At 66.3% G+C, this 24,277-nt stretch carries 29 protein-coding genes and 1 tRNA gene; 16 read left to right on the plus strand and 14 right to left on the minus strand.

The window, feature by feature from the left end:
• Positions 1-113: 113 nt before the first annotated feature.
• Both AC3WJD_RS11815 and AC3WJD_RS11820 read left to right on the plus strand, forming a co-directional pair.
• A complete protein-coding gene (locus tag AC3WJD_RS11815; protein WP_492746838.1) occupies positions 114-1,715 on the plus strand; it encodes an isocitrate lyase in 1,602 nt (533 codons plus the stop codon).
• Between the two features lie 226 nt (positions 1,716-1,941).
• Positions 1,942-3,720 carry a tetratricopeptide repeat protein gene (locus AC3WJD_RS11820; RefSeq protein ID WP_492746839.1) on the plus strand — a complete coding sequence of 593 codons (1,779 nt, stop codon included), beginning with the start codon at positions 1,942-1,944 and terminating at the stop codon, positions 3,718-3,720.
• 261 nt (positions 3,721-3,981) lie between these two features.
• Here AC3WJD_RS11820 and AC3WJD_RS11825 read toward each other — a convergent pair whose 3' ends face one another.
• From AC3WJD_RS11825 to AC3WJD_RS11840, 4 genes are all read right to left on the minus strand, one after another.
• Entirely contained in the window at positions 3,982-5,292 is a 1,311-nt protein-coding gene (locus AC3WJD_RS11825; RefSeq protein WP_492746840.1) for an amidohydrolase, read from the minus strand.
• Between the two features lie 257 nt (positions 5,293-5,549).
• Positions 5,550-6,170: a DUF4893 domain-containing protein gene (locus tag AC3WJD_RS11830; RefSeq protein WP_492746841.1), complete on the minus strand. Its 621-nt coding sequence runs from the start codon at positions 6,168-6,170 to the stop codon at positions 5,550-5,552.
• Between the two features lie 84 nt (positions 6,171-6,254).
• On the minus strand, positions 6,255-7,040 hold the full coding sequence (locus AC3WJD_RS11835; protein WP_492746842.1) for a 3-hydroxybutyrate dehydrogenase: 786 nt from the start codon (positions 7,038-7,040) through the stop codon (positions 6,255-6,257).
• 15 nt (positions 7,041-7,055) lie between these two features.
• Positions 7,056-8,198: a patatin-like phospholipase family protein gene (locus tag AC3WJD_RS11840; protein ID WP_492746843.1), complete on the minus strand. Its 1,143-nt coding sequence runs from the start codon at positions 8,196-8,198 to the stop codon at positions 7,056-7,058.
• A gap of 103 nt (positions 8,199-8,301) precedes the next feature.
• On the opposite strand from AC3WJD_RS11840, the gene ypfJ reads away from it, so the two are divergent.
• On the plus strand, positions 8,302-9,168 hold the full coding sequence (gene ypfJ, locus AC3WJD_RS11845; RefSeq protein WP_492746844.1) for a KPN_02809 family neutral zinc metallopeptidase: 867 nt from the start codon (positions 8,302-8,304) through the stop codon (positions 9,166-9,168).
• Positions 9,169-9,375: 207 nt separating this feature from the next.
• Here the strand turns inward: ypfJ and AC3WJD_RS11850 are convergent, their stop codons facing one another.
• Complete coding sequence (locus tag AC3WJD_RS11850) at positions 9,376-10,377, minus strand: NADP-dependent oxidoreductase (protein WP_492746845.1); 1,002 nt, start codon at positions 10,375-10,377, stop codon at positions 9,376-9,378.
• A 170-nt stretch (positions 10,378-10,547) separates the two neighbouring features.
• Between AC3WJD_RS11850 and AC3WJD_RS11855 the strand changes: the two genes are divergently transcribed.
• Positions 10,548-10,623 (plus strand) — tRNA-Ala (locus tag AC3WJD_RS11855).
• Positions 10,624-10,654: 31 nt separating this feature from the next.
• Here AC3WJD_RS11855 and AC3WJD_RS11860 read toward each other — a convergent pair.
• Positions 10,655-11,251: a DUF4126 domain-containing protein gene (locus AC3WJD_RS11860; protein ID WP_492746883.1), complete on the minus strand. Its 597-nt coding sequence runs from the start codon at positions 11,249-11,251 to the stop codon at positions 10,655-10,657.
• Between the two features lie 58 nt (positions 11,252-11,309).
• Between AC3WJD_RS11860 and AC3WJD_RS11865 the strand changes: the two genes are divergently transcribed.
• Together AC3WJD_RS11865 and AC3WJD_RS11870 are read left to right on the plus strand one after the other, a co-directional pair.
• Positions 11,310-12,086 carry an NUDIX hydrolase gene (locus AC3WJD_RS11865; protein ID WP_492746846.1) on the plus strand — a complete coding sequence of 259 codons (777 nt, stop codon included), beginning with the start codon at positions 11,310-11,312 and terminating at the stop codon, positions 12,084-12,086.
• A complete protein-coding gene (locus tag AC3WJD_RS11870) occupies positions 12,086-12,829 on the plus strand; it encodes an extensin-like domain-containing protein (protein ID WP_492746847.1) in 744 nt (247 codons plus the stop codon). The genes AC3WJD_RS11865 and AC3WJD_RS11870 overlap by 1 nt, the downstream gene beginning before the upstream one ends.
• 7 nt (positions 12,830-12,836) lie before the next feature.
• Here AC3WJD_RS11870 and AC3WJD_RS11875 read toward each other — a convergent pair whose 3' ends face one another.
• The 3 genes from AC3WJD_RS11875 to gmk all read right to left on the minus strand — a co-directional run bounded on the left by AC3WJD_RS11875 (position 12,837) and on the right by gmk (position 14,355).
• Positions 12,837-13,058, minus strand: a complete 222-nt coding sequence (locus tag AC3WJD_RS11875; protein ID WP_492746848.1) for a hypothetical protein — start codon at positions 13,056-13,058, stop codon at positions 12,837-12,839.
• A 5-nt stretch (positions 13,059-13,063) separates the two neighbouring features.
• Positions 13,064-13,618: a hypothetical protein gene (locus AC3WJD_RS11880; protein WP_492746849.1), complete on the minus strand. Its 555-nt coding sequence runs from the start codon at positions 13,616-13,618 to the stop codon at positions 13,064-13,066.
• An 86-nt stretch (positions 13,619-13,704) separates the two neighbouring features.
• The gene (gmk, locus tag AC3WJD_RS11885; protein WP_492746850.1) at positions 13,705-14,355 is read right to left on the minus strand and encodes a guanylate kinase; all 651 of its coding nucleotides are present in this window, start codon (positions 14,353-14,355) and stop codon (positions 13,705-13,707) included.
• A gap of 50 nt (positions 14,356-14,405) precedes the next feature.
• Here gmk and AC3WJD_RS11890 point away from each other — a divergent pair, with 50 nt between their 5' ends.
• Positions 14,406-14,951 carry a DUF1697 domain-containing protein gene (locus tag AC3WJD_RS11890; protein WP_492746851.1) on the plus strand — a complete coding sequence of 182 codons (546 nt, stop codon included), beginning with the start codon at positions 14,406-14,408 and terminating at the stop codon, positions 14,949-14,951.
• Complete coding sequence (locus AC3WJD_RS11895; protein WP_492746852.1) at positions 14,948-15,523, plus strand: DUF2585 domain-containing protein; 576 nt, start codon at positions 14,948-14,950, stop codon at positions 15,521-15,523. Before AC3WJD_RS11890 ends, AC3WJD_RS11895 begins: the two co-directional genes overlap by 4 nt.
• 10 nt (positions 15,524-15,533) lie before the next feature.
• On the opposite strand, the gene AC3WJD_RS11900 is transcribed toward AC3WJD_RS11895, so the two are convergent.
• Positions 15,534-15,761: a hypothetical protein gene (locus AC3WJD_RS11900; protein WP_492746853.1), complete on the minus strand. Its 228-nt coding sequence runs from the start codon at positions 15,759-15,761 to the stop codon at positions 15,534-15,536.
• A gap of 68 nt (positions 15,762-15,829) precedes the next feature.
• On the opposite strand from AC3WJD_RS11900, the gene AC3WJD_RS11905 reads away from it, so the two are divergent.
• Entirely contained in the window at positions 15,830-16,864 is a 1,035-nt protein-coding gene (locus tag AC3WJD_RS11905; RefSeq protein ID WP_492746854.1) for a S66 peptidase family protein, read from the plus strand.
• Between the two features lie 50 nt (positions 16,865-16,914).
• Positions 16,915-17,871: a cation diffusion facilitator family transporter gene (locus tag AC3WJD_RS11910; RefSeq protein WP_492746855.1), complete on the plus strand. Its 957-nt coding sequence runs from the start codon at positions 16,915-16,917 to the stop codon at positions 17,869-17,871.
• Positions 17,872-17,877: 6 nt separating this feature from the next.
• Here the strand turns inward: AC3WJD_RS11910 and AC3WJD_RS11915 are convergent, their stop codons facing one another.
• The 4 genes from AC3WJD_RS11915 to AC3WJD_RS11930 all read right to left on the minus strand — a co-directional run bounded on the left by AC3WJD_RS11915 (position 17,878) and on the right by AC3WJD_RS11930 (position 20,698).
• Entirely contained in the window at positions 17,878-18,435 is a 558-nt protein-coding gene (locus tag AC3WJD_RS11915; RefSeq protein ID WP_492746856.1) for an Ivy family c-type lysozyme inhibitor, read from the minus strand.
• Positions 18,436-18,524: 89 nt separating this feature from the next.
• The gene (locus AC3WJD_RS11920) at positions 18,525-18,713 is read right to left on the minus strand and encodes a hypothetical protein (RefSeq protein WP_492746857.1); all 189 of its coding nucleotides are present in this window, start codon (positions 18,711-18,713) and stop codon (positions 18,525-18,527) included.
• 24 nt (positions 18,714-18,737) lie between these two features.
• Positions 18,738-20,129, minus strand: coding sequence for a class II fumarate hydratase (fumC, locus tag AC3WJD_RS11925; RefSeq protein ID WP_492746858.1), 1,392 nt, complete (start codon positions 20,127-20,129; stop codon positions 18,738-18,740).
• An 86-nt stretch (positions 20,130-20,215) separates the two neighbouring features.
• The gene (locus AC3WJD_RS11930) at positions 20,216-20,698 is read right to left on the minus strand and encodes an SspB family protein (protein ID WP_492746859.1); all 483 of its coding nucleotides are present in this window, start codon (positions 20,696-20,698) and stop codon (positions 20,216-20,218) included.
• Between the two features lie 75 nt (positions 20,699-20,773).
• On the opposite strand from AC3WJD_RS11930, the gene hisB reads away from it, so the two are divergent.
• The 6 genes from hisB to AC3WJD_RS11960 all read left to right on the plus strand — a co-directional run bounded on the left by hisB (position 20,774) and on the right by AC3WJD_RS11960 (position 24,277).
• Positions 20,774-21,370: an imidazoleglycerol-phosphate dehydratase HisB gene (gene hisB / locus AC3WJD_RS11935; protein ID WP_492746860.1), complete on the plus strand. Its 597-nt coding sequence runs from the start codon at positions 20,774-20,776 to the stop codon at positions 21,368-21,370.
• Positions 21,363-21,983: an imidazole glycerol phosphate synthase subunit HisH gene (hisH, locus tag AC3WJD_RS11940; RefSeq protein ID WP_492746861.1), complete on the plus strand. Its 621-nt coding sequence runs from the start codon at positions 21,363-21,365 to the stop codon at positions 21,981-21,983. The genes hisB and hisH overlap by 8 nt, the downstream gene beginning before the upstream one ends.
• Positions 21,980-22,711 carry a 1-(5-phosphoribosyl)-5-[(5-phosphoribosylamino)methylideneamino]imidazole-4-carboxamide isomerase gene (gene hisA / locus AC3WJD_RS11945; RefSeq protein ID WP_492746862.1) on the plus strand — a complete coding sequence of 244 codons (732 nt, stop codon included), beginning with the start codon at positions 21,980-21,982 and terminating at the stop codon, positions 22,709-22,711. The genes hisH and hisA overlap by 4 nt, the downstream gene beginning before the upstream one ends.
• Complete coding sequence (hisF, locus tag AC3WJD_RS11950; RefSeq protein WP_492746863.1) at positions 22,708-23,472, plus strand: imidazole glycerol phosphate synthase subunit HisF; 765 nt, start codon at positions 22,708-22,710, stop codon at positions 23,470-23,472. Before hisA ends, hisF begins: the two co-directional genes overlap by 4 nt.
• 174 nt (positions 23,473-23,646) lie before the next feature.
• A complete protein-coding gene (locus AC3WJD_RS11955; protein ID WP_492746864.1) occupies positions 23,647-23,925 on the plus strand; it encodes a PEP-CTERM sorting domain-containing protein in 279 nt (92 codons plus the stop codon).
• 31 nt (positions 23,926-23,956) lie between these two features.
• Positions 23,957-24,277 carry a phosphoribosyl-ATP diphosphatase gene (locus AC3WJD_RS11960; RefSeq protein WP_492746865.1) on the plus strand — a complete coding sequence of 107 codons (321 nt, stop codon included), beginning with the start codon at positions 23,957-23,959 and terminating at the stop codon, positions 24,275-24,277.

Below are 24,277 nucleotides of genomic sequence, written 5' to 3' on the forward strand. Positions count from 1 at the left end.
TCCACGCCAACACACGAAAATCGGCAAATTTCCCTCGCTTGGATACCGTCATCTTGTCAATTCTTGGTCAGACGCAGCGGGATGCTGCCCCACAGACGATGAGAAAGCGGAATATGGCGTACCAGGACGAAATCACCCGGATGCAACAGCTGATCGAATCCAGGAACGGGACCTGGGACGGGATCGGCGCCGAGGCCGCCGCACGGATGCGGCTGCAGAACCGCTTCCGCACCGGGCTCGACATCGCGCGCTATACCGCCAGGATCATGCGCGAGGACATGGCCGCCTATGACGCGGACCCTAGCCAGTACACCCAGTCGCTCGGCTGCTGGCACGGCTTCATCGCGCAGCAGAAGATGATCTCGATCAAGAAGCATTTCGGGACGACTAAGCGCAAATATCTCTATCTTTCGGGCTGGATGGTCGCGGCGCTGCGCAGCGAGTTCGGGCCGCTGCCCGACCAGTCGATGCACGAAAAGACGAGCGTCCCCGCGCTGATCGACGAGCTCTACACCTTCCTGCGCCAAGCGGATTCGCGTGAACTCAATCTGCTGTTCCGCGAGCTCGACGCCGCGCGCGAAAAAGGGGATGCGACGAAAGAGACCGAGGTCCTCGACCGGATCGAGAATTTCCAGACGCATGTCGTCCCGATCATCGCCGATATCGACGCGGGCTTCGGCAATGCCGAGGCGACCTATCTGCTCGCCAGGAAGATGATCGAGGCGGGCGCCTGCGCGCTGCAGATCGAGAACCAGGTTTCGGACGAGAAGCAGTGCGGCCACCAGGACGGCAAGGTCACCGTGCCCCACGAGGATTTCCTTCAGAAGGTCCGCGCGTGCCGCTATGCGTTCCTCGAACTGGGCGTCGAGGACGGGATCATCGTCACGCGCACCGACTCGCTGGGCGCGGGCCTCACCAAGCAGATCGCGGTCAGCAAGGAACCGGGCGATCTCGGCGACCAGTATAACAGCTTCCTCGATTGCGAGGAGATCGACCCCGCGACCGCACGCAACGGCGATGTCATCATCAATCGGGGTGGCAAGCTGATGCGGCCCAAGCGGCTGCCCAGCAACCTCTTCCAGTTCCGTCCCGGCACGGGCGAGGACCGCTGCGTGCTCGACAGCATCACGAGCTTGCAGAACGGCGCCGACCTGCTGTGGATCGAGACCGAGAAGCCGCATATCGAGCAGATCGCGGGCATGATGGACCGCATCCGCGCGGTCATTCCCGACGCCAAGCTCGTCTACAACAACTCGCCCTCGTTCAACTGGACGCTGAACTTCCGCCAGCAGGTCTATGACGCCTGGGAGAAGGAAGGCCGCGACCTTTCGGCCTATGACCGCAGCCAGCTGATGGCGGCGGCCTATGACGAGAGCGAGCTGTCCGCAGAGGCCGACGAGCGGATCCGGACGTTCCAGCGCGACGCGGCGAAGCGCGCGGGCATCTTCCACCACCTGATCACGCTGCCGACCTATCACACCGCGGCGCTCAGCACCGACAATCTCGCGAAGGAGTATTTCGGCGAGCAGGGCATGCTCGGCTATGTCGCGGGGGTCCAGCGCAAGGAGATCCGCCAGGGCATCGCCTGCGTGAAGCACCAGAACATGTCGGGCTCCGACATCGGCGACGAGCACAAGGAGTATTTCGCGGGCGAAGCCGCTCTGAAGGCGGGCGGCAAGGACAACACCATGAACCAGTTCAGTCAGGCAGCCTGAAAGGCCTGAGACGGCGCATCACCGGTTCCCTACGGGATCCGACCCATCCCGCCCCCCTTGCCGGTGATGCGCCAATTTTTTCGAGTTTGATTTCCTGGGGAGGAAAGCGCGCCCGTCGGTGGGAGACCGCCGGCGGGCGTTGTGCGTGGGCCCGTAATTCTCCCGATAAACCGCGGACGCAGCTTCATGCTATGGTCGCCCCCTCGCGCAGAGGGTGGAGATGGTTATGATCACGCTCGCGAAACCGGCATTGCTCGCCGCCGCCGCAACCGCGCTGATGGGGATCGCGCCCGCGCCGCCGTCTCCGTCGCCGCATCTGCTCGAACTGCTCGATCCGACGCGGACGATGCGCAGCCTGTGCGGCACCAGCCGCGATGCCGGGAAGGTCCTGCGCCAGCGACTGCAGTTCGCCGCGGCCTATCAGGCGCAGCAGGTGGGGCCCAGCGGCGCGGTGCCGCTGCTGCCCGGCCTTGGCAGCCCGAGCTTCAGGATCACGACGCGCGACCCGGTGGCGCAACGCTATTTCGACCAGGGACTGATGCTCACCTATGGCTTCAACCATCAGGGCGCGATCCGCGCCTTTCGGGAAGCGCAGCAGCGCGATCCGCAATGCGCGATGTGCTTCTGGGGCGAGGCGCTGGCGCACGGTCCCAATATCAACGCACCGATGGACCCGGCGAGCCTTGCCCCCACCCTCGCTGCGCTAGGCCGCGCGGAGACGCTCAAAGCCCAGGCTGCGCCGGTCCAACGCGCGCTGATCGATGCACTGGGCAGGCGTTACTCCGCCGCGGCCGGCGCCGACCGCGCCGCGCTCGACACCGCCTATGCCGATGCGATGCTGAAGGTCGCGGCGCAATTTCCCGAGCATGACGACGCCGCGATCCTTGCCGCGGAGGCGGTGATGGACACCAGCCCCTGGAACTATTGGGAGGCCGACCGCAAGACACCCAGGGGCAAGATCGGCGAGGCGGTGACGCTGGTCGAGCGCGTGCTGGCGCGCAGCCCCGACCACGCACAGGCAGCACATCTCTATATCCACCTGCTCGAGGCGAGCGATCCCAAGCGTGCGGCGGCGGCGGCGGACCGGCTCGCGCGGCCGCTGGTTCCCGCGGCGGGGCACCTCGTCCATATGCCCGCGCATATCTATTACGTGCTTGGCCGCCATGCAGATTCGATCCGCGTCAATATCGACGCCGCGCGCGCCGACGAAGCCTATCTGAAGGCGTCGGGCGACACCGGGCTTTATCGCTACGGCTATTATCCCCACAATGTGCATTTCATCGTCACCTCGGCGCAGATGACGGGCGACATGAAGACCGCGATCGCCGAGGCGCAGCGGCTGCGCACGCTGCTCGACACCGATGTCTCGGCGTCGATCGCGTGGATCCAGGCGATCGATGCGGCGCCCTATCTGGCCCATGCACAGGTCGGCACGCCCGAGGAAATACTGGCGCTTCCCGCGCCCGATCCGCGCCTCGCCTATGCCGCCGCGATGCGGCACTATGCGCGCGCGGTCGCCTATGCGCAGCAGCGCGACGATGCCCGGGCCGGAGGCGAGATCGGCGCGATCGTGCGCCTCCGCGAACAGACCGACTTCAAATGGATGACCGATCAGGGCATGCCCGCGCCCGACCTGCTGAAGATCGCCGAAAGCGTCGCGCGCGGGCGGCTCGCCTATGCACATGGCCGCTATGCCGAGGCGGCGAAGCAGTACGTGCAAGCGATCGCGGTCGAGCAGGCGATCGCCTATATGGAGCCGCCCTTCTGGTATTATCCGGTGCATCAGTCGCTGGGCGCGGCGCTGCTGCGCGCGGGCGACCGCGAGGGTGCACGCCAGGCCTTTCTCGACGCGCTGGCGCGGTCTCCCGACAATGCCTGGGCGCTCTATGGCCTCGCCACCGCGCAGCAGGCGCTCGGCCAGACGACCGAGGCGGCCGCCACCCGCGCCGCACAGCTGCGCCTGTGGCGCGGGCATGACGGCTGGCTGTCGATCGACCGGCTGTAGCCCGACTCAGTTTTGCCCCGCTTGGTCGAATGCCGCTGGCTTTCGCTTCCGTAACGATGTTGGATGCGGATGCGGGGAGCGTAACAAACGCCCGCAAGAGGTCGCAACCAGCCCCGGGGCTACTTTTGGGTTTGGGTCGTTTGTCCGCCGTCGCAGCCATGCTGCTGCTTGCCCGCCAGCCGGTCGTGGCGACCGAGCCGGACGATGGCGCGTCCTCGGATTCGCGGCACTGCCAGTCCAACCCCGCCGAAACGTCGCGCGCTATTTGCTGAGCGTCTTCAGCGCCGCGGCGGTCATTGCCTCGGTCGCGGTCGAGATCACCGCGTCGGCGTCGGGCGCCCAGAACGGCGAATGGAGCGACGGCAGTTTCGCCGTATCGCCGCCCGCCTTGTCCCATTGTGCCTTGGGGACGCCGCCGACCCAGAAGATCAGGCTCTGAATCGACTTGTCCGCCAGATAATAGCGGCTGAAATCCTCGCCCCCCATCACCGCGGGGGTGTCGATCACGCGCCCGGCGCCGAAGCGCTCCGCGAAGAGCGTCTTGATCGTGCCGGTGAGCGGTTCGGTGTTGAAGGTGGCGGGGGTGAACTCGTCCTTCACGGTCACTTGCGGCATGCGGTCCTCGGGCATGCCTGCCGCGATCGCCTCGCCCTTGGCGATGCGCGCGATTCCGTCGAGCAGCAGCTTGCGCGTCTCGGGCGAATAGCTGCGCACGGTCAAGAGCAGCCGCGCCTCGTCGGGGATGATGTTGTGCTTGGCACCCGCCTGGAAGCTGCCCACGGTGACCACCGCCGAATCCTGCGGATCGAGCTCACGCGCGACGAGCGTCTGCAGCGCGGTAACGATGCGCGACGCGAGCACGATCGGATCCTTGGTCGTCTGCGGATAGGCGCCGTGCCCGCCCACCCCCTTCACGACGACATCGACCGAATCGACATTGGCGAGCGCATAGCCCGAGCGAATTCCGATCACGCCCGCGGGAATGCTCGCCGCATCGTGGAAGCCGATCACCGTCTGGGGTTTGGGAAAGCGCGTATAGAGCCCGTCGGCGAGCATCGCGGCGGCGCCCGATCCGATCTCCTCGGCGGGCTGGGCATAAAGCACGAGCGTGCCCGACCACTGGTCCTTCATCGCCGCCATCCGGCGCGCGGTGCCGATCAGCGCGGTCATGTGCGTGTCGTGCCCGCACGCGTGCATGATCGGCGTCGCCAGCCCCTCGCGCGTCTTGCCCGTGGCCTTGCTCGCAAAGGGCAGCCCGGTCTGCTCGGGCACGGGCAGGCCGTCCATGTCCGCGCGCAGCGCGAGCACGGGCCCCGTGCCGTTCTTCATCACCGCGACGACACCCGTCCTGCCGACCTTCTCGGTCACCTGGAAGCCGAGCTTCCGGAATTCGGCGGCGAGCTTGGCGGCGGTCTTGACCTCCTCGAAGCTCAGCTCGGGATTGGCGTGAAGATCGCGATAGATCGTCATCAGCGACGCCATGTCGGCGGTCACCGCGTCGCGCACCGGCTCGGCGGCGGCGGCGGCGGGCGTAGCAAGGAGCAGCGGCATGGCAAACAACAGACGGCGCATCAGTGGCTTTCCTTTCGGGCGAGAGGCGTGAGGGGTGCAACAGTCACGGCGCGGTGCAGCGACGCTGCCTCAATAATCGATTCAAGCGATCATGGCGACAAAGTTCATACCGTTAGTGCGCGCGGAAAACCGTCTCGTCGCGCGCCCATTGATCGAGTGAATCGATCACTTGTGAGCATTGCGCCGGGATCGGGAGAGCGAGCCATCGGCAATCATATGACCGATCGTGCGCGTGTAGGACAGCTCGTCCGGATCATTCAGGCGGCGGAAACGGGGACGAGCTCGATCACGTCCATCACCGATTCGAAGCGCGGATAGGGCAGGATCATCCGCCAACGCGCGGGGCCGATCCGTTCGATTGCGCCCGCCATGTCGCGATCGGCATCGCGGCCATAATCGATCGCGCGCCGTTCATCGCCGAGCATCATCGTGCCGAGGAAGATCTGGCGCTGCGAGTCATTGTCGAAGATCAGCCCGACGGGGCGCTGCGACCCGCTCATCTTGGCAAAGCTTGCGACCTCGCCCTCATTCTCGACGCGGCAGGCGAAGGCGGGATAGGTCGTGAACGTCCCCATCCCGGCGGACGCGGCCCCCAGCTTGATGACACGGCAGCGATAATTGCCCGCGGGAATGCGCGTGCCCGCAAGCGCGGCATCGGGCTCGAGCAGCGGGCCTTCGGCCGTGATTTCGGCGGCGTGGCCCCCGGTGCGGGCCTGCCCGAGCGCCTCGACAAAGGCGGTCCGCCACTGGTTGATGCGCCTGCGATCGTCGGGCGTGGCGACGGTGCGCCAGTTGGCTGCAGCGGGTGCCGACAGTGCGATGGAGGCCGGCGATGTCTCGCTTCCCCCCGCACAGCCGACGAGCGGCAATGCCAGCAACAAAACCCTCAAACCCCGACCCATGTGCGACCATTCTGTTCGTGTGGTCGGCGAGGATAGCAGGAGCTTTTGGCTTTGAAAGCGCTATTGCGCGGTCCAGCCCCCGTCGGCCGAGAGATTGGCGCCGGTGATTCCCGCGGCCTCGTCGCGGCACAGGAAGAGCGCCAGCGCCGCGACCTGCTCGGCGGTGACGAACTCCTTGGTCGGCTGTGCCGAGAGCAGCACGTCGTTGATCACCTGCTCACGCGTCAGCCCGCGCGTCTTCATGGTGTCGGGAATCTGCTTCTCGACGAGCGGCGTCCAGACATAGCCCGGGCTGATCGCGTTGACGGTGATGCCGTGCGTCGCGACCTCGAGCGCCACGGTCTTGGTAAGCCCGGCGATGCCGTGCTTGGCCGCAACATAGGCCGATTTGTTGGGGCTCGCGACGAGCGAGTGCGCGGAGGCGGTGGAGATGATCCGGCCCCAGCCCTTTTCCTTCATGAAGGGCACGGCGTGGTGCATCATGTGGAAGGCCGAGGACAGGTTGATCGCGATGATCGCGTTCCACTTGTCGACCGGGAAATCCTCGACCGCCGCAACGTGCTGGATCCCCGCATTGTTGATGATGATGTCGGGCCCGCCGAGCTCGTCCTGGCACTGCTGGACCATCGCGCCGATTGCTGCGCCATCGGTCATGTCCGCCGTCGAATAGAGCGCCTTTGCGCCGCTCTTCGCTTCGAGTCCCGCGCGTTCCTTCTCGATCTCGGCGGCATCGCCGAAGCCGTTGATCATCACGCTGGCGCCCTCGGTGGCGAGCGCCTTGGCATAGGCGAGGCCGATGCCCGAAGTTGAGCCGGTGACGATCGCGGTCTTGCCCTTGAGGAACATGAGGTACGCCTTTCTTCAGCGGGGAGTGAGGTCGAATGCCGCGGTCTTGCCGTCGATGATGTTGGTGGCGAGCAGTCCGCACTTGGAGATCGAGCCGCACACTGCCTCGCGGCCGGCGCACCAGTGCTCCTCCATCGTGCGCGCCGAGAATTCATAGTCGCGCGCCCCGCCCTCCCAGGCATTGGCGCGATAGATCAGGTGGACGAGATTGACCGCATGCTCGCGCGACAGCGCGGCGAGCTTCTGCACATCGGGATCGTCGAGCAGGTCGCCCGACAGCTTTTCGAGCACCGCTCGGATCACCTCGCGCTCCCTGCGGATCTTCATCAGCTGGTCCGATACCTGCCGCGTGCGGCTGGAGAAGCGGATTTCCTTCTCGCGCGCCATCACGTCCATGAGCGTGCGCGGGCGCTCGTCGACCGAGGAGAAGAGGTCCACCTGGAAGACGAGCATGTCGGCATCCTGATGACTGAGCACGTGCGCGAGCGGCGTGTTGGAGACGAGCCCGCCGTCCCACCACCATTTGCCGTCGATCTCGACCGGGGGCAGCCCCGGCGGCAGCGCGCCCGACGCCATGACATGGCGCGCGTCGATACGTTCGGAGCGATTGTCGAAATAGTGGAAATTGCCACTTTCGACCTCGACCGCACCGACCGAGAAGCGCACCGGCCCGTCGTTGAGCAGATCCCAGTCGACCAGCTCGTCGAGCGTACCCCTGAGCATCGCGCTGTCGTAGAAGCTCGTCGCCTCGCACGTGCCGGGAATAGCGAACATCGGCGGGACCGGGCGCGGGGCGAAGAAACCCGGAACGCCGAAGGTCGCGACGAAGCCGGCCGACCATTCGTGGAGGAACTCGCGGACCTGATCATTGTGCCAGACGGGAAAGCTCGGCAGCGTCGAGGTGACGGTGCTCCAGAAGGCGCGCAGCCGTTCGACGCGACGCTCGGCGGGATTGCCCGCGATCAGCGCCGCGTTGACCGCGCCGATCGAAATGCCTGCCACCCAGTCGATCTCGATGCCCGTTTCGGCGAGCGACTCGTAGACGCCGGCCTGATAGCTGCCGAGCGCGCCGCCGCCTTGCAGCACGAGCGCCACCTGGTCGGGTAGCGGCAGCGGGGCGTTCTTCGCCTTGCGGGGATGTGGATCGGATCGGGCCATGATTGTGCAGTGCAGTATCAGAATGCGCACCCCAGTTAAATCGTTCCGTTGCCGCTTGGTCGGATTTGCGCCATCACTTGGGCGAACAGGCCGGAGCGACGCGATGCGGCTCGACGACGAAGAAGAAAGCAAAAATATCGAAATCCAGGGTCGCTCCGGCGGCTTCGGGATGCCCGGCGGCGGGCTGAGGCTCGGCGGCGGCAAGATCGGCTGCGGCACCATCGTCATCCTTTTGATCGCGATGTTCGTCTTCAAGATAGATCCGACGCAGTTGATCGAAGGGACGGGTGGGCTTGCCCCCACCGAGCAGACCGCGCCGAGCGTGCCCGGCACGACCGACAGGCTCACGCCGATACAGAGTGTCTCCGCAAAGGTGTTAGGCTCCACCGAGAAGCGCTGGACCGAAATTTTCGCGAAGCACGGCCAGCGCTATCCCGCGCCAACCATGGTCTTCTACGACCAGAGCGGCATGTCGGGATGCGGCGCGGCGCAATCGGCGATGGGGCCCTTCTACTGCCCTGCCGACAGGAAAATCTATATCGACACCACCTTCTTCCAGGAGCTCGAACGGAAGTTCAACGCGCCGGGCGACTTCCCGCTGGCCTATGTGATCGCGCATGAGGTGGGGCACCATATCCAGACTATCGACGGTACCGCCGATCAGGTCCGCCAGGCGCAGTCTCGTGCGAGCCGCGCCGAGGGTAACCAGCTTCAGGTGGCGATGGAATTGCAGGCCGATTGCTATGCGGGCGTCTGGGCCGCAAACGACGTCAACCTGCTCGAACCCGGCGATATCGAGGAAGGGCTGAACGCAGCGCAGGCGATCGGCGACGATACGCTGCAAAAGGCTGCGGGCCAGCGTCCCGTGCCCGAAAGCTTCACCCATGGCAGTGCCGCGCAGCGCATGACATGGCTCAGGCGCGGGCTCGACACCGGCGATCCCGCACAGTGCGATACCTTCGGGGGGTGAGTTCCACCGCTGCCGCCAACGCGGACAGGATCGTGCAACCGCCGCCACGTCGTGCTGCACTTGCTTCAGCATCCCTGAACGCGGACTCCGCAGGAAAACTTCGAAAGCCCGTGTTCATGGATCCCGGATCAAGTCCGGGATGACGCCTGTTTCATGGCCAGGGACCGAGATTCCAGCTTGCGCTGGCACGCCGTCCCAAAGCTGGCGTTAAACCTTCACCAGCATCTTGCCGGTGTTCGCGCCCGAGAAGAGGCCGAAGAAGGCCTCGGGCATCGCGTCCAGCCCCTCGTGCACCGTCTCGCGCGCCTGCATCTTGCCCGCGGCGACCCAGCCGCCCATCTCCTGATGGAACTCGCCCATATGCTGTATATAGTCGGTGAAGATGAAGCCCTGCATGCGGATGCGCGCGGGGATGGTGCGGATAATGAACTTCATCTCCTGCGGCTTGCCGTCATTGTAGACGTCGATCATACCGCAGATCGCGAAGCGCGCCCATTCGCGTGCCAGCGCGAAGGCGGCATCGAGATGCTCACCGCCGACATTGTCGAAATAGACATCGATCCCGCCATTGCCCACCTCCTGCGCGGCCTTGACGAGTTGGGGCAGCACGGGCCCCGCCTTGTAGTCGATACAGGCATCGGCCCCGAGTTCCTTGACCCAGGCGCATTTATCCGCACCGCCCGCCGAGCCGATCACGGTCATGCCCTTGTTCTTCGCGATCTGGACCACCGCCGAGCCCACCGCGCCCGCCGCTGCCGAGACGAACACCACATCGCCTTCCTTGGCCTCGGCGACCTTGAGCAACCCGAAATAGGCGGTGGCGCCAGTAAGCCCGAGATTGCCGAGCCAGGTCTGCAGCGGCACGCCGAGATCGGGCAACTTCTGCGGCATAGCTTCGGCGCCGATCACCGCCTCGTCGCGCCAGCCCGCCATGTGCATCACCTTGTCGCCGATCGCAAAGCCCGGATTGTTGCTCTCGACCACCTCGCCGACCGCGCCGCCCTGCATCGGCTGGTCGAGCTGGAACGGCGGGACATAGCTTTTCACGTCATTCATCCGGCCGCGCATATAGGGGTCGACCGAAAGCCACAGGTTGCGCACACGGATCTGCCCATCGCCGAGCGGCGCCGCGGGCAGGTCCTTCAGCTCGAAATTGTCGAGCGTCGGCATTCCGGTGGGGCGCGATTTCAGGTGCCAGGCGCGGGCCATGTCTCTCTCCATTGCTGTGTCGGGTCGCCCGATCGCGACTCCATCGGAATCGGTTTTAACCAGAAACTGATCGCGCGGCCAAGCCAGGCAAAAGAGTCGCGCGAAACCGTTGCATCGCGGTGGCAGTATCGCTATGGGGAGCCTCCGCGCGGTATCGCGCGGGCCGGGGCGGGGCTGTAGCTCAGATGGGAGAGCGCTGCAATCGCACTGCAGAGGTCAGGGGTTCGATTCCCCTCAGCTCCACCAGCCCCTTTTTCCTCTTCGGATCACGAACGGGTCAGACGCGCGCGCCAGAATCGCCGAAGACGCGCTTCAGCAGTCGCCGGAGCATGATCAGCGCGACCACCGCGCCCGCCGCGAGGATCACCGCGATGATCACCGCCGCGACCGGGTTGGTCAGCGCAAGATAGAGCAGCCCCGTCGTCGCGACGTCTTCACCCGACGACACCGCGATATTGCTGACGGGCTCCGGGCTCGCATTGACCACCGCGCGCGTCCCCGCCTTGGCGCCGTGGGTCAGCAGCGCCGCGCCGCCGCCGAGCAGGAAGCTGACGATCTGCCAGGCGGGGTCCTGCGCATCGACGATCGCCATGGCAAGCAGCGCGCCCCCCACGGGCCGGATCAGCGTGTGGACGCTGTCCCAGATCGAATCGAGCCACATCACCTTGTCCGCGAAGAATTCGGCGACCAGCCCCACACCCGCAATGCCGAGCACCCAGGAATTGGCGAGCACCGCGAAGCCCGAAAGGTGCTGGGGCAGATCGACCCAGCCCGTGCGCATCGCGAGCCCCGTCGCGAAAACACAGAGATAGAGGCGCCAGCCCGAAAGCAGGCTCACGCTGGCGGCGACGCCCAGAAGCTCGACCACGCCCATTGTCCGCGAAACTGCCACGCCCCTTCCCAATGCGCAATCATGTCACTAGCTCTGGGGAATGACCGCCGCTTCCCCCATTCCCGCCGCTACGCTCGTACTGTTCCGCGAAACCGGGGAGGCAGCACCCGAGCTGCTGATCGTGGAGCGCGCCGAACAAATGACTTTCGCGGGAGGCGCGCTGGTGTTTCCGGGGGGCAGGATCGATCCCGGCGATCATGAGATCGCGGCCGATGGTGCGCTGGTCGCCAGTACCGCGGCAATCGAGCCCGACGATGCCGCGGCACGCGTCGCGGCCATCCGCGAAACGATCGAGGAAAGCGGCCTTGCGGTCGGGCTCGATCCCATGCCCGATGCCGCCGCCACCGACGCGCTCCGCGCGACCATCCATGCCGGCGGCGACTTCGCGCAGGCGCTGCGCGAGGGCGGCTGGCGGATCGATCTCGACATGCTGGTGCCCTTTGCGCGGTGGTGCCCCAATTTCCACGAAACGCGCAATTTCGACACGCGCTTCTATGTCGCCCGCCTCCCCGAAGCCGCGCCCGAGGCGCGCGTCGATGCGACCGAGAATGTCCGGCTGTTCTGGGCAGGAGCGCAGACGGTGCTCGACATGGCCGATCGCGGCGAGGCGCGGATCATCTTCCCGACGCGGCGCAATCTTGAAAGGCTCGCGCAGTTCGGGGACTTCGAGGCCGCGCGCGCGCATGCCGCGACGACCCCCGTCCGGCTGATCCAGCCCTGGATCGAGGAGCGCGACGGGACCAGGATGCTCTGCATTCCCGAAGGCCTGGGCTATCCGGTGACCTTTCAACCCATGACCGAGGTGCGCCGCAGCTGATGGCGCGGAAGCGACGACGGCGCGCATCGCGATCGTGGCGATGGCCGGCCGTGCTGCTGTCCTGCCTCGCGCTGGCGGGACTTCTCTGGGCATTGTCACGGCCCCGCCCCGAGGATCTGCCCTGGACCGCGCTCGACCTGTCCGCGCCGGTCGGCAGCTTCACCGGCCGCAAGATCGCCGCGCTGGGTGACGAGCCGCGCCAATGCCGTGTGCTGCTGCGTCATGCGGGGATCGAATATGGCGACATGCCCGTGATTGATCCGGGCGGCCAATGCCGTGTGGACGATGCGCTGCGCCCCGGCGGCGGCGCGCGCACCATCCTCTTCCTGCCGCGCAGCCCCGCGATTTCCTGCCCCGTGGCGGCGGGGCTGGCGCTCTGGGAATGGCATGTGCTCCAGCCAGAGGCGCGGCGTATCTTCGGCCAGCGCATCGAAGCGATCGAGCATCTCGGAAGCTATAATTGTCGGCGGATGTACGGGCGCGAGGACGGGCCGTGGAGCGAGCATTCCAGCGCCAACGCGCTCGACATCGCCGCCTTCAGCCTTGCCGACGGAACGCGGATCGAGGTGCGGCGCGACTGGCAGGGCGAGGGGCCAAAGGCACGCTTCCTCCGCGCCGCGCGCAATGGCGCGTGCAAGGTATTCGCGACGGTGTTGTCACCCGACTACAACGCCGCGCACGCCGACCATCTGCATCTCGATCAGGCCGATCGCGGTGCCTGGGGCTGGCGCGCCTGCCGCTGAGGCGGCGTCAGAAGATCCCGCCGCCGAGCATCAGGCGGATGACCGCGATCACGATCACCACGATGTTGAGGTTGCGCCCCGCGGTGCGCCTGGACAGCACGCCGATCGCGAGCCCGATCACCGCGAGCGGGATGATGAACCAGTTGGCCCAGCCAAGCAGCGGGATGAAGGCGAGTATCGCGAGCACGAGCGCGACCGCGCCGATCAGCAACGAAATGATGTTGAGCATGGAGTTCAGACCTGTTGGATTTTGGGAAGGAACCAGCGCGCGATGACGAGCCCGCCGACGATCAGCATCGCGCCGTCTCCGATGAAACTGTAGATCGCCCAGGTCCAGTCGACGTGCATCCAGATGGGGGTTCCGAGATGGATCAGCGCAGCGCCAGCAACCGCGAAGAGAACGACCAGCCGCGCGCGCGAGGCGAAGTCGGTGACGCGCCCCGATATGCCGAGCAGCGCGAACCCCATGATGAGCGCGGCGATCAGTTCATGAAGGAAGCCCCACACAATCGCGGCCATGCTCGCGACGGGAAAACCCTGCGCATTGTAATGGACGGTCGCCACCGGCCCCTTGCCATAGAGCACGGTGCCGTCGCGCGTTCCGGGATTGGGGATCACATAGGTGCCCGTGTCGGGCAGATTCTGTGCGAGCGACGCCTGCACCGCGGCGCTGCGTGCATCGTCGACGGTGCGAAAGGCGACCAGACTCAGCGGCGACGCGAAGAAGATGAAGCCGGTGATGAACATGGCGACCGCGGCGGCAAGCGCGCCGATCAGCATTCGGGGCATGGCATCCCTCCCTGTTCTGGCAGGGCGAGCCTAGTCCAAAGCCATCATCTTGCAAGCAAAAGCGGGGCGCGTCGCCCGCAGGCGCCTCAGTTCTGCAGTTTGCGGATGAAACCGATCAGCCCGGTCTGGCGGCTGCGCTTGAGCCGCTCGGCCTCGAGGATCGTCTTGACCTTCCCGAAGCAGCTCTCGGCGTCGTCATTGACGAGCACATAGTCATAGCCGTCCCAGTGGGCGATCTCGCTCGCTGCGCGTGCCATGCGACGTTCGATCACCTCGTTCGAATCGGTCTGGCGCCCGCGCAGCCGCTTCTCGAGCTCTTCCATCGAGGGCGGCAGGATGAAGACGCGCACGACATCTCCGCCCGCGAGTTGGTAGAGCTGCTGCGCGCCCTGCCAGTCGATGTCGAACAGCACGTCGCGGCCCGAGGCCAGGATTGCGTCGACCTGCCCCTTGGGCGTACCGTAGCGATGGTCGAACACATGCGCCCATTCGAGGAACTCGTGATCGGCGACCATGCGCTTGAATTCGGGCAGATCGACGAAATGATAGTCGACGCCGTCCTGTTCGCCGGGGCGCATCGGGCGCGTGGTGGCGGAGACCGACATGGCGAGCGTGTCGTCGGAGGCGAGCAGCTTGCGCGCGATGGTCGACTTGCCGGCGCCCGAAGGCGAGGAAAGGACAAAAAGTACACCGCGGCGCTTGAAACCGTGCGGATCGGAATGGATAGGATCGGCCATGCCCGCTAGTGCCGTGCGAAGCGGGCCGCGTCAATCGGGGGGAGATGGGCATGACCGAGTTCGTCGTGCTGCTGCGGGCGATCAATGTCGGGAAGCGACAGCTGCCCATGGCCGAGCTGCGCAAGCTCTGCGTCGAGCTGGGCTATGAGCGCCCCGAAACCTATATCGCGAGCGGCAATCTTCTGATCGATGCAAAGGGCGGCGCCGCCAAGGTCGCCGCCACGCTGGAAAAGGCGATCGCCGAGCGCTTCGGCTTTCCCGTCGACCTGATCGTGCGCGCGGCCAGCGACTGGGCGTCCTATTGCAACGCCAATCCATTTGCCGACGATCCGAAGGCATTGCCCAAGATGGTCCATCTCGGGCTGTCGCGCGATCCGCTCAGGCCCGGGGCAGCCGAAGCGCTGCGCGAACGCGCGGTGGCGGGCGAACGCGTTGTCGAGGCGGCCGGCGCGTTGTGGATCGACTATGGCGACAGCGGCGTTGCGCGATCGAAGCTCACCCCGGGCATTATCGACAGGGCCGCAGGGTCGCCCGTCACGGGCCGCAACTGGAACACCGTGCTCAAACTCCAGAAAATGGTCGAGGCGCGCGCATGAGCCGCCGCCCCTCGATCGCCGATATCCGGCCGCGCGACTGGCTGGTCGTGGCGCTGATCCTTGGCGTCATGGCGAGCGCGCTGCTCTGGGCGGGACGTTCGCCCATCTGCACCTGCGGCTATGTCGAATTGTGGCACGGTGCACTCGATTCCGGGAACAGCCAGCACATCGCCGACTGGTATACGCCCAGCCACATCATCCACGGCTTCCTCTTCTACGCGCTGGGCTGGCTGGTGCTGCGGTCGAGGCCGCCGGGCGAAAGGCTGATCGTCGCGGTCGCGATCGAGGCGGCGTGGGAAGTGCTCGAAAATTCGCCGATCATCATCGACCGCTATCGCGAGGCGACGATCGCATTGGGCTATACCGGCGACAGCGTGATGAACTCGGTCGCCGATGTCGCATGGATGGCGCTCGGCTTTGCCTTTGCAAGGCGCGCGCCGGTGTGGGTGACGGTCGCCGTCGCGATCGGCTTCGAGCTGCTCGCGCTCTGGGCCGTGCGCGACAACCTCACGCTCAATGTCGTGATGCTGGTCTGGCCGATCGACGCGATCAAGGCCTGGCAGGGCGGCTGAACGATGCGCCCTATCCCGCACTGACGATCGGGTCACTTGCTCTCAGCGTATCGAGCACCTGTTCAACGCGCGCGATCTCGGCCGGGTTGCCCGTGGGCGTGACCGACCAGTTGCAATGCGGGTGCGTCGCAAGGCTGTAGACGCGCACACTTCCCACCACGCTGCGCCAGCGGCGGCGGTTGCCGCCCTCGCGGGTCAATGTGGTGACGAGAAGATCCTGGATATCGCTGCCGGTCATCGGCCTGCGATGTCGCGCCGAACGGCCACAATTGCAACGGGCGATTGCAGTCGTTTATGTCCTTGCGAATGCTTGACAGACGAACCGCCATTCAGGGTCTGGGTGCCGCCGCGGCCGCGCTCGCACTGCCATCCGCCGCCGTCCCCGCGCAGCCCCTGCGCAAACCACCGCGGCTGCGCCCCGGAGACACGGTCGGGCTGGTCGAGCCCGCGGGCTTCACCGACGACGAATTCGACCTCGCGCTCGTCATCGAAACCATCAGGGCGATGGGGCTGGTGCCAAAGCCCGGCAAGCACTTGGCGGAGCGCTACGGCTATCTCGCGGGCGAGGACAAGGCGCGCGCCGCGGACATCAACGCGATGTACGCTGACAAGGGCGTCCGCGCGGTGTTTGCGGTGCGCGGCGGCTGGGGATGCGCGCGCCTCCTACCCCATCTCGACTTCGACCTGATCCGCGCCAGTCCCAAACTGCTGATCGGCTTCAGCGACATCACCGCGCTGCACCTTGCCTTTGCCGCGCGCGCGGGCTTCACGACGATCCACGGTCCCAATGCCGCAAGTTCCTGGGGCAAGATTTCCTGGGACGCGTTTCACAGCCTGGTCTTCGCGGGCGAGACGCCGGTCTATACGACGCCCGTCGGAACCGAGGACCGCCTCGCCCAGCGCATCGGGCAAACGCGCACCTTCCGCCCCGGCAAGGCGACCGGTCGCCTGATCGGCGGCAATCTGACGGTGCTGAGCGCGCTGATGGGGACGCCCTATCTGCCCGATTTCGACGGTGCGATCCTCTTCCTCGAGGATGTCGACGAGGCGCAGTACCGCATCGATCGCATGCTGACCCAGCTCACGCTGGCGGGGGTGTTGGGCCGCGTCGCGGGCGTCGTGTTCGGCCAGTGCACCAGTTGTCGCGCCTCGGGGCCCTCGCTGAGCGGCTTCACGCTCTCCGAGGTGCTGAAGCAGCATCTCGAACCGCTGGGCGTGCCCGCATTCGAAGGCGCGCTGATCGGGCACATCCCCAACCAGTTCAGCATTCCCGTGGGAGCGCTCGCCGAGATGGATGCGGACGCGGGCACGATCCGCATCCTCGAGCCCGTAGTCGCCTGATGACCATGTGCTAGCATATCCCGGTCCGATGACGCTAAGCTCTGGCAATCATGGCACATAACCAGGCGCATCATCTGCACGACCAGCACCATGATCACGCGCATGATCATGGCCATGGGCACGGCCACGCTCCCGCAGATTTCGGTCGGGCCTTCGCGATCGGAATCACGCTCAACCTGCTGTTCGTGTTCGTCGAGGCGGGTGCGGGATTCGTGACGGGCTCGATGGCGCTGCTGGCGGATGCCGGGCACAATCTGTCGGACGTGCTCGGGCTCGTGATCGCCTGGGGCGGCGCGACGCTCGCCAAGAGGCCGCCGAGCCGGCGCTTCACCTATGGCCTGAGGGGCTCGACCATCCTTGCCGCGATGGTCAACGCGCTGTTCCTGCTCGTCGCGATCGGCGCGATCGCGCTCGAGGCGGTGCAGCGCTTCGCCAATCCCCAGTCCGTCCACGGCGGCACCGTGATCATCGTCGCGCTGATCGGCATCGCGATCAACGCCGGTACCGCGATGCTCTTCATGCGCGGGCGCGACCATGACCTCAACATCCGCGGCGCCTATGTGCACATGGCGGCGGATGCGGGCGTATCGGCGGGCGTGGTGATCGCGGGGCTGCTGATCCTCTGGACGGGGGCGCCGTGGATCGACCCGCTGGTCAGCCTGCTCATCGCGGCGGTGATCTTCTGGAGCACATGGGGGCTGCTCGACGATTCGGTCGCGATGTCGCTGGCGGGCGTGCCGAGCAATATCGATCGCGACAAGGTCGAGGTGGAACTGCTGATCTCGCCGGGTGTCAGGAAGGTGCACGATCTGCACATCTGGCCGATGAGCACCACCGAGATCGCGCTGACCGCACATCTGATCATGCCCGCAGGCCATCCGGGCGACGCTTTCCTCGAGGATGTGCGCGCGCGGCTCGAGCAGAAGTTCCGCATCCACCACGTCACGCTGCAGATCGAGACGGGGGCGGAGAGCCCTTGCCGGATGGAAGGGGCCGGATGCGGCTGACGCCGGTCAGCTCGTTTTGGACGCGCTCCGCATGTTGTCGATCATCGTGCGCACATCCTTGGGGCGCGTCAGCAGCGCGCCGGGGCTGTTGAAGGCCTTGAGCTTGCCGTCGTCCCAGATGCCGACCTCGAGCCGCTGCGTTGCAGGATCGGCGAGCATATAGGCGGCATCCGATCCGCCCTCATGCGGCTTGTTGCCCGTCACGAAGAACACACCGCCTTCCTTGCTCAGCGGGCCTGACACCTGTACGCGCTCGACGAAATCGTCGTAATCGTCCTTCAGGAGCGCCTTCATCGGCGCGACGAGCACGCTGTTATCCCACAGCTTCAGGTCACCGGGATATTTGCCCACCGCCGCATCGAGCGCGGCCCAGCTGCTAACGTCAACGGGGGTTGCGGCATTGGCGGCGTTGGCTGCGTTAACCGCATTGGCCGCGCCAGCTTCCGCCGCATTGGTCGCAGCGACTTCGTTCGCCGCGGCGACGTTGGCATCCGGGGCAGGCTGCTTGCTGCACGCGCCAAGGCCCAGCACGAGGGTCAGGGCGACTACAGGGATATGCTTCATCACGCGTCCTCCGGCTGGTCGATCACAGCGAAACGAAACAGGTGTCGTCGGGCGAGCGCCGTCAATCGGGGAAAACCCGCACCTCGCGTTCAGCGCGCGCGGTGGCGGTCCAGCATCTTCTTCGCGACATAGGCGCCGCCGAGCGCGAGTCCCAGCGGCCCGAGCCGCCGCATCCCACCTGCGGCCGCAGCGCCGAGCAAGGCACCCTTCAGCCCGCGCCCGCCTTCGCGCCGCTCGATCTCACCGCCCACCAGCGCGCCGATCAGCTTGCCGATCATCTTTTTTCTCCTGTTTCCAGACGCTCAACGCCCGAGCATCGTTTCCGGGCGCACGACGCGATCAAAAGTTTCGGCATCGACCAGCCCCAGCGCCAGCCCCGCTTCCTTGAGCGTCAGCCCGTGCTCGTGTGCGTGCTTGGCGATCTTCGCGGCATTGTCATAGCCAATCTCGGGCGCCAGCGCGGTGACGAGCATCAGCGAGCGATCGACCAGCTCGGCGATCCGCCGGCGATCGGGTTCGAGCCCGTCGACGGTGCGCTCGGCGAAACTCTCCATCCCCACCGCGAGCAGGTGGATCGAGCGCAGCACATTGGCGCCGATCATCGGCTTGAAGACGTTGAGTTCGAGGTGTCCCTGGAGCCCGCCCACGGTGATCGCCTGATGATTGCCGATCACCTGGCCCGCGACCATCGTCAGCATCTCGCACTGGGTGGGGTTGACCTTGCCGGGCATGATCGAGCTGCCCGGCTCGTTGGCGGGGAGCACCAGCTCTCCGATGCCGGAACGCGGCCCCGAGCCGAGCAGGCGGATGTCATTCGCGATCTTGGTGAGCGCCACCGCGAGCACGTTGAGCGTCCCCGACAGGTGGACGATGGGATCGTTCGACGCCAGCGCCTCGAACTTGTTCTCCGCGGTGAAGAAGGGCAACCCCGTCAGCGCCGCGAGTTCGGCCGCGATCGCGACGTCGAAGCCTTTCGGCGCGTTGAGCCCGGTGCCCACCGCGGTACCGCCCTGGGCGAGCTGGCACATGCCGTGGGTGACCGCGGGCTCGATGCGGTTGCGGCAGCGATAGAGCTGATTGGCATAGCCCGAGAATTCCTGGCCCAGCGTCAGCGGCGTCGCGTCCTGGAGATGCGTCCGGCCGATCTTGACGATGTCGATCCATTCGGCAGCCTTGACCTCGAGCGCGCCGCGAAGGCGTTCGAGCGCGGGCAGCAGCCGGTCGGTGGCCGCGCGGGCGGCGGCGATGTGGAGCGCGGTCGGGAAGCTGTCATTGGACGACTGGCCCATATTGACGTGGTCATTGGGATGGACCGGCGACTTGCCGCCGCGCGTGCCGGTGAGGATCTCGTTGGCGCGGCCCGCGATCACCTCGTTGACGTTCATGTTGGACTGGGTGCCCGAACCCGTTTGCCAGATGACGAGCGGGAACTGATCGTCGAGCTTGCCCGCGACCACCTCGGCGGCGGCGGTCTCGATCGCGTCGGCAATCCGGGCGTCGAGCCCGTGGCCGCGGTTCACGCGTGCAGCGGCCTGCTTCACCAGCGCGAGCGCATGGACGATGCCGATCGGCATCCGCTCGTCGGGGCCGAACGGGAAATTCTCGATCGATCGCTGCGTCTGCGCGCCCCAATAGGCGGTGGCCGGAACCTCTATCGGCCCGATGCTGTCGGTTTCGGTGCGCGTCTCGGCCATAGCTCTGCTCCGTCATGCCAGCGAATGCTGGCATCTATGCCCGATGACAGGGAGATTCCAGCTTTCGCTGGAATGACGTGAAGAGATTATTTCTTCCGGCTGAAATCGACCGCGACGACGTTCGACCCGTCCTCGATGGGCTCGGCGGTCGGGCGGTCGTTTCCGGGCTCGTCATGCGGCTCGGGTTCACTGTCGTCGCCCTGCGCCTGGAACTGGAGCGCGAAATTGACCGCGGGATCGACGAAACCCGTCACCGCCGCGAAGGGGATCGCGAGTTTCGCGGGCACCTGGTTGAAGCTCAGGCCCACCTCGAACCCTTCCTCGCCCACCTTCAGGTCCCAGAACTTGTTCTGGAGGACGATCGTCATCTCGTCGGGAAAACGCTCAGTCAGGTGCTTGGGAATCTCGACTCCGGGCGCCGCGGTCTTGAAGGTGATGTAGAAATGATGGTCGCCGGGCAGCCCGCCCGAATGCGCAACCTCCCCCAGAACACGGCCCACGACGGCGCGCAGCGCCTCCTGGACGATTTCGTCATAGGGAATCAGGCTGTCGGGCGTCTCGTCGCTCATGGCGCCTTGGTGAACGCTGGCGCGCGCCCGGTCAAGAGATTGCGCCATCGGAAAAGCACGCTTATGGGGCGGTTCATGCGCACCGCCACCATTCGCCGCGAAACCAAGGAGACCTCGATCGAGGTCGCTCTGAACCTGGACGGAACCGGGTTCTACGAGATTTCGACGGGAATCGGCTTTCTCGATCACATGCTCGAGCAGCTTTCGCGCCACTCGCTGATCGACCTGCGCGTCAAGGCGGCGGGTGACCTCCACATCGACCAGCACCACACCACCGAGGATGCCGGAATTGCCATCGGCGAGGCGCTTTCGCAAGCGCTGGGCGACCGACGCGGGATCACGCGCTACGGCACCGCCTATGCCCCGATGGACGAGACGCTGACGCGCTGCGCGATCGACATTTCGGGGCGTCCCTTCCTCGTCTGGAAAGCCGAATTCAGCCAGCCGCGCCTTGGCGAGATGGACACCGAGCTGTTCGAGCACTGGTTCCACAGCTTCGCCGGATCGGCGGGGATCACGCTCCACCTCGAGTGCCTTTACGGGCGTAATAACCACCATATCGTCGAGAGCAGCTTCAAGGCGCTCGCGCGGGCGCTGCGCCAGGCGGTCGAGATCGACCCGCGCAAAGCCGATTCGATCCCTTCGACGAAGGGGACGCTGGGCGGTGGCTGATCGGGTCGCGCTGATCGATTACGGCGCGGGCAATCTCCATTCGGTCCATAACGCGCTCCGGGCGGCGGGCGCGCCCGATGTTTCGGTTACTGCCGATCCCGATGCGGTGCTCGCGGCCGATCGCGTCGTACTGCCCGGTGTCGGCGCCTTTGCCGCCTGCGCCTCGGCGCTCAACGCCATTCCCGGCATGCGCGCCGCGCTCGATGAGGCAGTGCTGAAGAGAGGCAAGCCTTTCCTAGGCATCTGTGTCGGCATGCAGCTGATGGCGGATCGCGGCGAGGAATTCGGCGGTGAGGAAGGCTTGGGCTGGGTCCCGGGCACCGTCCGGCTGCTGCGCCCCGTCAGCGCCGCGCTCAAGGTGCCGCATATGGGCTGGAACGACGTGACCCCCGCGACGCCGCACCCGCTCATCGCCGAAGGCGAGGCCTATTATCTGCACAGCTTCGTTTTCGACGCTGCGGACGTCGTGCATGTCGCCGCGGTCAGCGATCATGGCGGCCCCGTCACCGCCGCGGTAGCGCGTGACGCGATGATCGGCGTCCAGTTCCATCCCGAAAAGAGCCAGCGTTACGGGCTCGATTTCCTTGCCCGTTTCCTGGAGTGGCGGCCATGAGCCTCATCGTTTTCCCCGCCATCGACCTCAAGGGCGGGCAGGTCGTCCGGCTCGCGGAGGGCGATATGGAGCGCGCGACGGTCTATGGCGATGATCCCGCGGCACAGGCGCTGCGCTTCGCCGAGGCCGGCGCGGGGCATCTGCACGTCGTCGATCTCGACGGTGCCTTTGCGGGCGGATCGGTCAATGGTGAGGCGGTCAAGGCAATCGTCGAGGCCTTCCCGGGCTATGTCCAGCTCGGCGGCGGCATACGTAGCCGCGAGGCGATCGAGCGCTGGTTCGATCTCGGCGTCGCGCGGGTGGTGATCGGCACCGCAGCGCTTCAGAACCCGGAACTCGTGCGCGAGGCCGCGCGCGATTTCCCGGGCGGGATCGTCGTCGCGGTCGACGCGCGTGATGGCATGGTCGCGACACAGGGCTGGGCCGATGTCTCCGACGTCTCGATCACCGACATGGCACGGCGCTTCGAGGATGCGGGCGTCGCCGCGCTGCTCTTCACCGATGTCGGCCGCGACGGGCTGCTCAAGGGCTGCAATGTCGAGGCTACCGTCGATCTCGCGCGCGCGACCGGCATTCCGGTCATCGCGAGCGGCGGTGTCGCCGGAATCGGCGATATCCGGATGCTCGCCATCCATGCCCGAGACGGGATCGAGGGCGTGATTACCGGCCGCGCGCTCTATGACGGCCGGCTCGATCTCGCCGCGGCGCTGGCGGTGGCGGCGCTGTGACCGTCCGCGCGCGGGTCATTCCCTGTCTCGACGTCAAGGACGGGCGTGTCGTCAAGGGTGTCAACTTCGTCGACCTGCGCGATGCGGGGGATCCCGTGGAAGCCGCGCGTGCCTATGGCGCCGCCGGCGCCGACGAACTCTGCTTCCTGGATATCTCGGCGAGCCATGAAGGTCGCGGCACGCTGATCGACATGGTGCGCCGCACCGCCGAGGTCTGCTTCATGCCGCTGACCGTGGGCGGTGGCGTGCGCAGCCCCGAGGACGCGCGCGCGCTGCTGCTGGCGGGCGCCGACAAGGTCGCGGTCAACAGCGCGGCGGTGGCGTGGCCCGAGGTCGTGGCCGAGATCGCCGAGCGCTTTGGCAGCCAGTGCATCGTCGGATCGGTCGATGCCCGGCGCGTGAGCGAAGGCCGTTGGAAAATTTTCACGCATGGCGGCCGGCGCGAAACGGGAATCGACGCGGTCGAGCACGCGATTCGGCTGGCCCAGCTCGGTGCGGGCGAACTGCTCGTCACCTCGATGGACCGCGACGGCACGCGTGACGGCTATGATCTCGAGCTGACACGCACCATTGCCGATGCGGTGAGCATCCCCGTGGTCGCCAGCGGCGGCGTGGGCAGGCTGCAGCACCTGGTCGAAGGTATCACACAAGGGCATGCGAGCGCCGTGCTCGCCGCCTCGATCTTCCACTTCGGCGAGGCGAGTATCGCCGACGCGCACGCCGCGCTGGCTGCTGCGGGCATCCCGGTGCGCGGTCGCTAACCCGCAGCGATATCGGCATTTTGCCGATTGGTTAATGTCGACCGGCTTTACATTAACCATCGCAGGCAGATGTTCGTTAACCATCAGGCCCCGCCACCCATGCGCCGCACCGCGAACTGGCAGGCGATTTGCTGCCCCGACAAGCACGAAGCGAGAGCTCGGGGGAGTAGTTCAATGTCGATCATGCGTCTTGTAATCGTAGCGTCAGCGATCGCGCTTGCGGCCGCCGCACCGGCCAATGCCGGCTGGGGTGGCCATGGCTCGAGCTCGCGCGGCGGCGGCTCCTCGGGAAGCTCCAGTGGGGGCTCATCGGACGGGCCGAGCGCGTCGTCGGGCGGCACGCAGGTGCCCGAACCCGCCGATTTCGCGCTGTTCGCAATGGGCGTCGCCGGCCTGCTGATCGGCCGCCATGGTAGCCGCAGGCGCCGCAAGAAGCCCGACGAAGCGGCTTGACGCCTGTGGCCGGGCCGCGCCATGTGCGGCCATGGCCGAAACGCTGCAAAAACTCGAAGCGGTGATCAGGGAGCGCCGGATGGGGGATCCGGCGCTTTCCTATGTCGCGAAGCTCACCGCGAAGGGCCGCCCCAAGATCGCGCAGAAGCTCGGCGAGGAGGCCGTGGAAACCGTGATCGCCGCGCTTTCAGGCGATCGCGCGGCAACGACGTCGGAGGCGGCCGACCTCATCTTCCATCTCGGCATATTGCTCGCCGATCTCGACCTGTCCTTCGACGACGTGTTCGCCGAACTCGAGCGGCGCGAGGGCGTTTCGGGAATCGCCGAGAAGGCCGCCCGTCCCAAGGATTGA

This window comes from Sphingobium sp. FW306-1B-F04DB (assembly GCF_058781925.1).

Bases quoted from the DNA above. Each gene is read 5' to 3' on its own strand.
- AC3WJD_RS11815 (WP_492746838.1), top strand. From the start codon at position 114: ATGGCGTACCAGGACGAAATCACCCGGATGCAACAGCTGATCGAATCC.
- AC3WJD_RS11820 (WP_492746839.1), top strand. From the start codon at position 1,942: ATGATCACGCTCGCGAAACCGGCATTGCTCGCCGCCGCCGCAACCGCG.
- AC3WJD_RS11825 (WP_492746840.1), bottom strand. From the start codon at position 5,292: ATGCGCCGTCTGTTGTTTGCCATGCCGCTGCTCCTTGCTACGCCCGCC.
- AC3WJD_RS11835 (WP_492746842.1), bottom strand. From the start codon at position 7,040: ATGTTCCTCAAGGGCAAGACCGCGATCGTCACCGGCTCAACTTCGGGC.
- AC3WJD_RS11840 (WP_492746843.1), bottom strand. From the start codon at position 8,198: ATGGCCCGATCCGATCCACATCCCCGCAAGGCGAAGAACGCCCCGCTG.
- ypfJ (WP_492746844.1), top strand. From the start codon at position 8,302: ATGCGGCTCGACGACGAAGAAGAAAGCAAAAATATCGAAATCCAGGGT.
- AC3WJD_RS11850 (WP_492746845.1), bottom strand. From the start codon at position 10,377: ATGGCCCGCGCCTGGCACCTGAAATCGCGCCCCACCGGAATGCCGACG.
- AC3WJD_RS11860 (WP_492746883.1), bottom strand. From the start codon at position 11,251: ATGGGCGTGGTCGAGCTTCTGGGCGTCGCCGCCAGCGTGAGCCTGCTT.
- AC3WJD_RS11865 (WP_492746846.1), top strand. From the start codon at position 11,310: ATGACCGCCGCTTCCCCCATTCCCGCCGCTACGCTCGTACTGTTCCGC.
- AC3WJD_RS11870 (WP_492746847.1), top strand. From the start codon at position 12,086: ATGGCGCGGAAGCGACGACGGCGCGCATCGCGATCGTGGCGATGGCCG.
- AC3WJD_RS11875 (WP_492746848.1), bottom strand. From the start codon at position 13,058: ATGCTCAACATCATTTCGTTGCTGATCGGCGCGGTCGCGCTCGTGCTC.
- AC3WJD_RS11880 (WP_492746849.1), bottom strand. From the start codon at position 13,618: ATGCCCCGAATGCTGATCGGCGCGCTTGCCGCCGCGGTCGCCATGTTC.
- gmk (WP_492746850.1), bottom strand. From the start codon at position 14,355: ATGGCCGATCCTATCCATTCCGATCCGCACGGTTTCAAGCGCCGCGGT.
- AC3WJD_RS11890 (WP_492746851.1), top strand. From the start codon at position 14,406: ATGACCGAGTTCGTCGTGCTGCTGCGGGCGATCAATGTCGGGAAGCGA.
- AC3WJD_RS11895 (WP_492746852.1), top strand. From the start codon at position 14,948: ATGAGCCGCCGCCCCTCGATCGCCGATATCCGGCCGCGCGACTGGCTG.
- AC3WJD_RS11900 (WP_492746853.1), bottom strand. From the start codon at position 15,761: ATGACCGGCAGCGATATCCAGGATCTTCTCGTCACCACATTGACCCGC.
- AC3WJD_RS11905 (WP_492746854.1), top strand. From the start codon at position 15,830: ATGCTTGACAGACGAACCGCCATTCAGGGTCTGGGTGCCGCCGCGGCC.
- AC3WJD_RS11910 (WP_492746855.1), top strand. From the start codon at position 16,915: ATGGCACATAACCAGGCGCATCATCTGCACGACCAGCACCATGATCAC.
- AC3WJD_RS11915 (WP_492746856.1), bottom strand. From the start codon at position 18,435: ATGAAGCATATCCCTGTAGTCGCCCTGACCCTCGTGCTGGGCCTTGGC.
- AC3WJD_RS11920 (WP_492746857.1), bottom strand. From the start codon at position 18,713: ATGATCGGCAAGCTGATCGGCGCGCTGGTGGGCGGTGAGATCGAGCGG.
- fumC (WP_492746858.1), bottom strand. From the start codon at position 20,129: ATGGCCGAGACGCGCACCGAAACCGACAGCATCGGGCCGATAGAGGTT.
- AC3WJD_RS11930 (WP_492746859.1), bottom strand. From the start codon at position 20,698: ATGAGCGACGAGACGCCCGACAGCCTGATTCCCTATGACGAAATCGTC.
- hisB (WP_492746860.1), top strand. From the start codon at position 20,774: ATGCGCACCGCCACCATTCGCCGCGAAACCAAGGAGACCTCGATCGAG.
- hisA (WP_492746862.1), top strand. From the start codon at position 21,980: ATGAGCCTCATCGTTTTCCCCGCCATCGACCTCAAGGGCGGGCAGGTC.
- AC3WJD_RS11955 (WP_492746864.1), top strand. From the start codon at position 23,647: ATGTCGATCATGCGTCTTGTAATCGTAGCGTCAGCGATCGCGCTTGCG.
- AC3WJD_RS11960 (WP_492746865.1), top strand. From the start codon at position 23,957: ATGGCCGAAACGCTGCAAAAACTCGAAGCGGTGATCAGGGAGCGCCGG.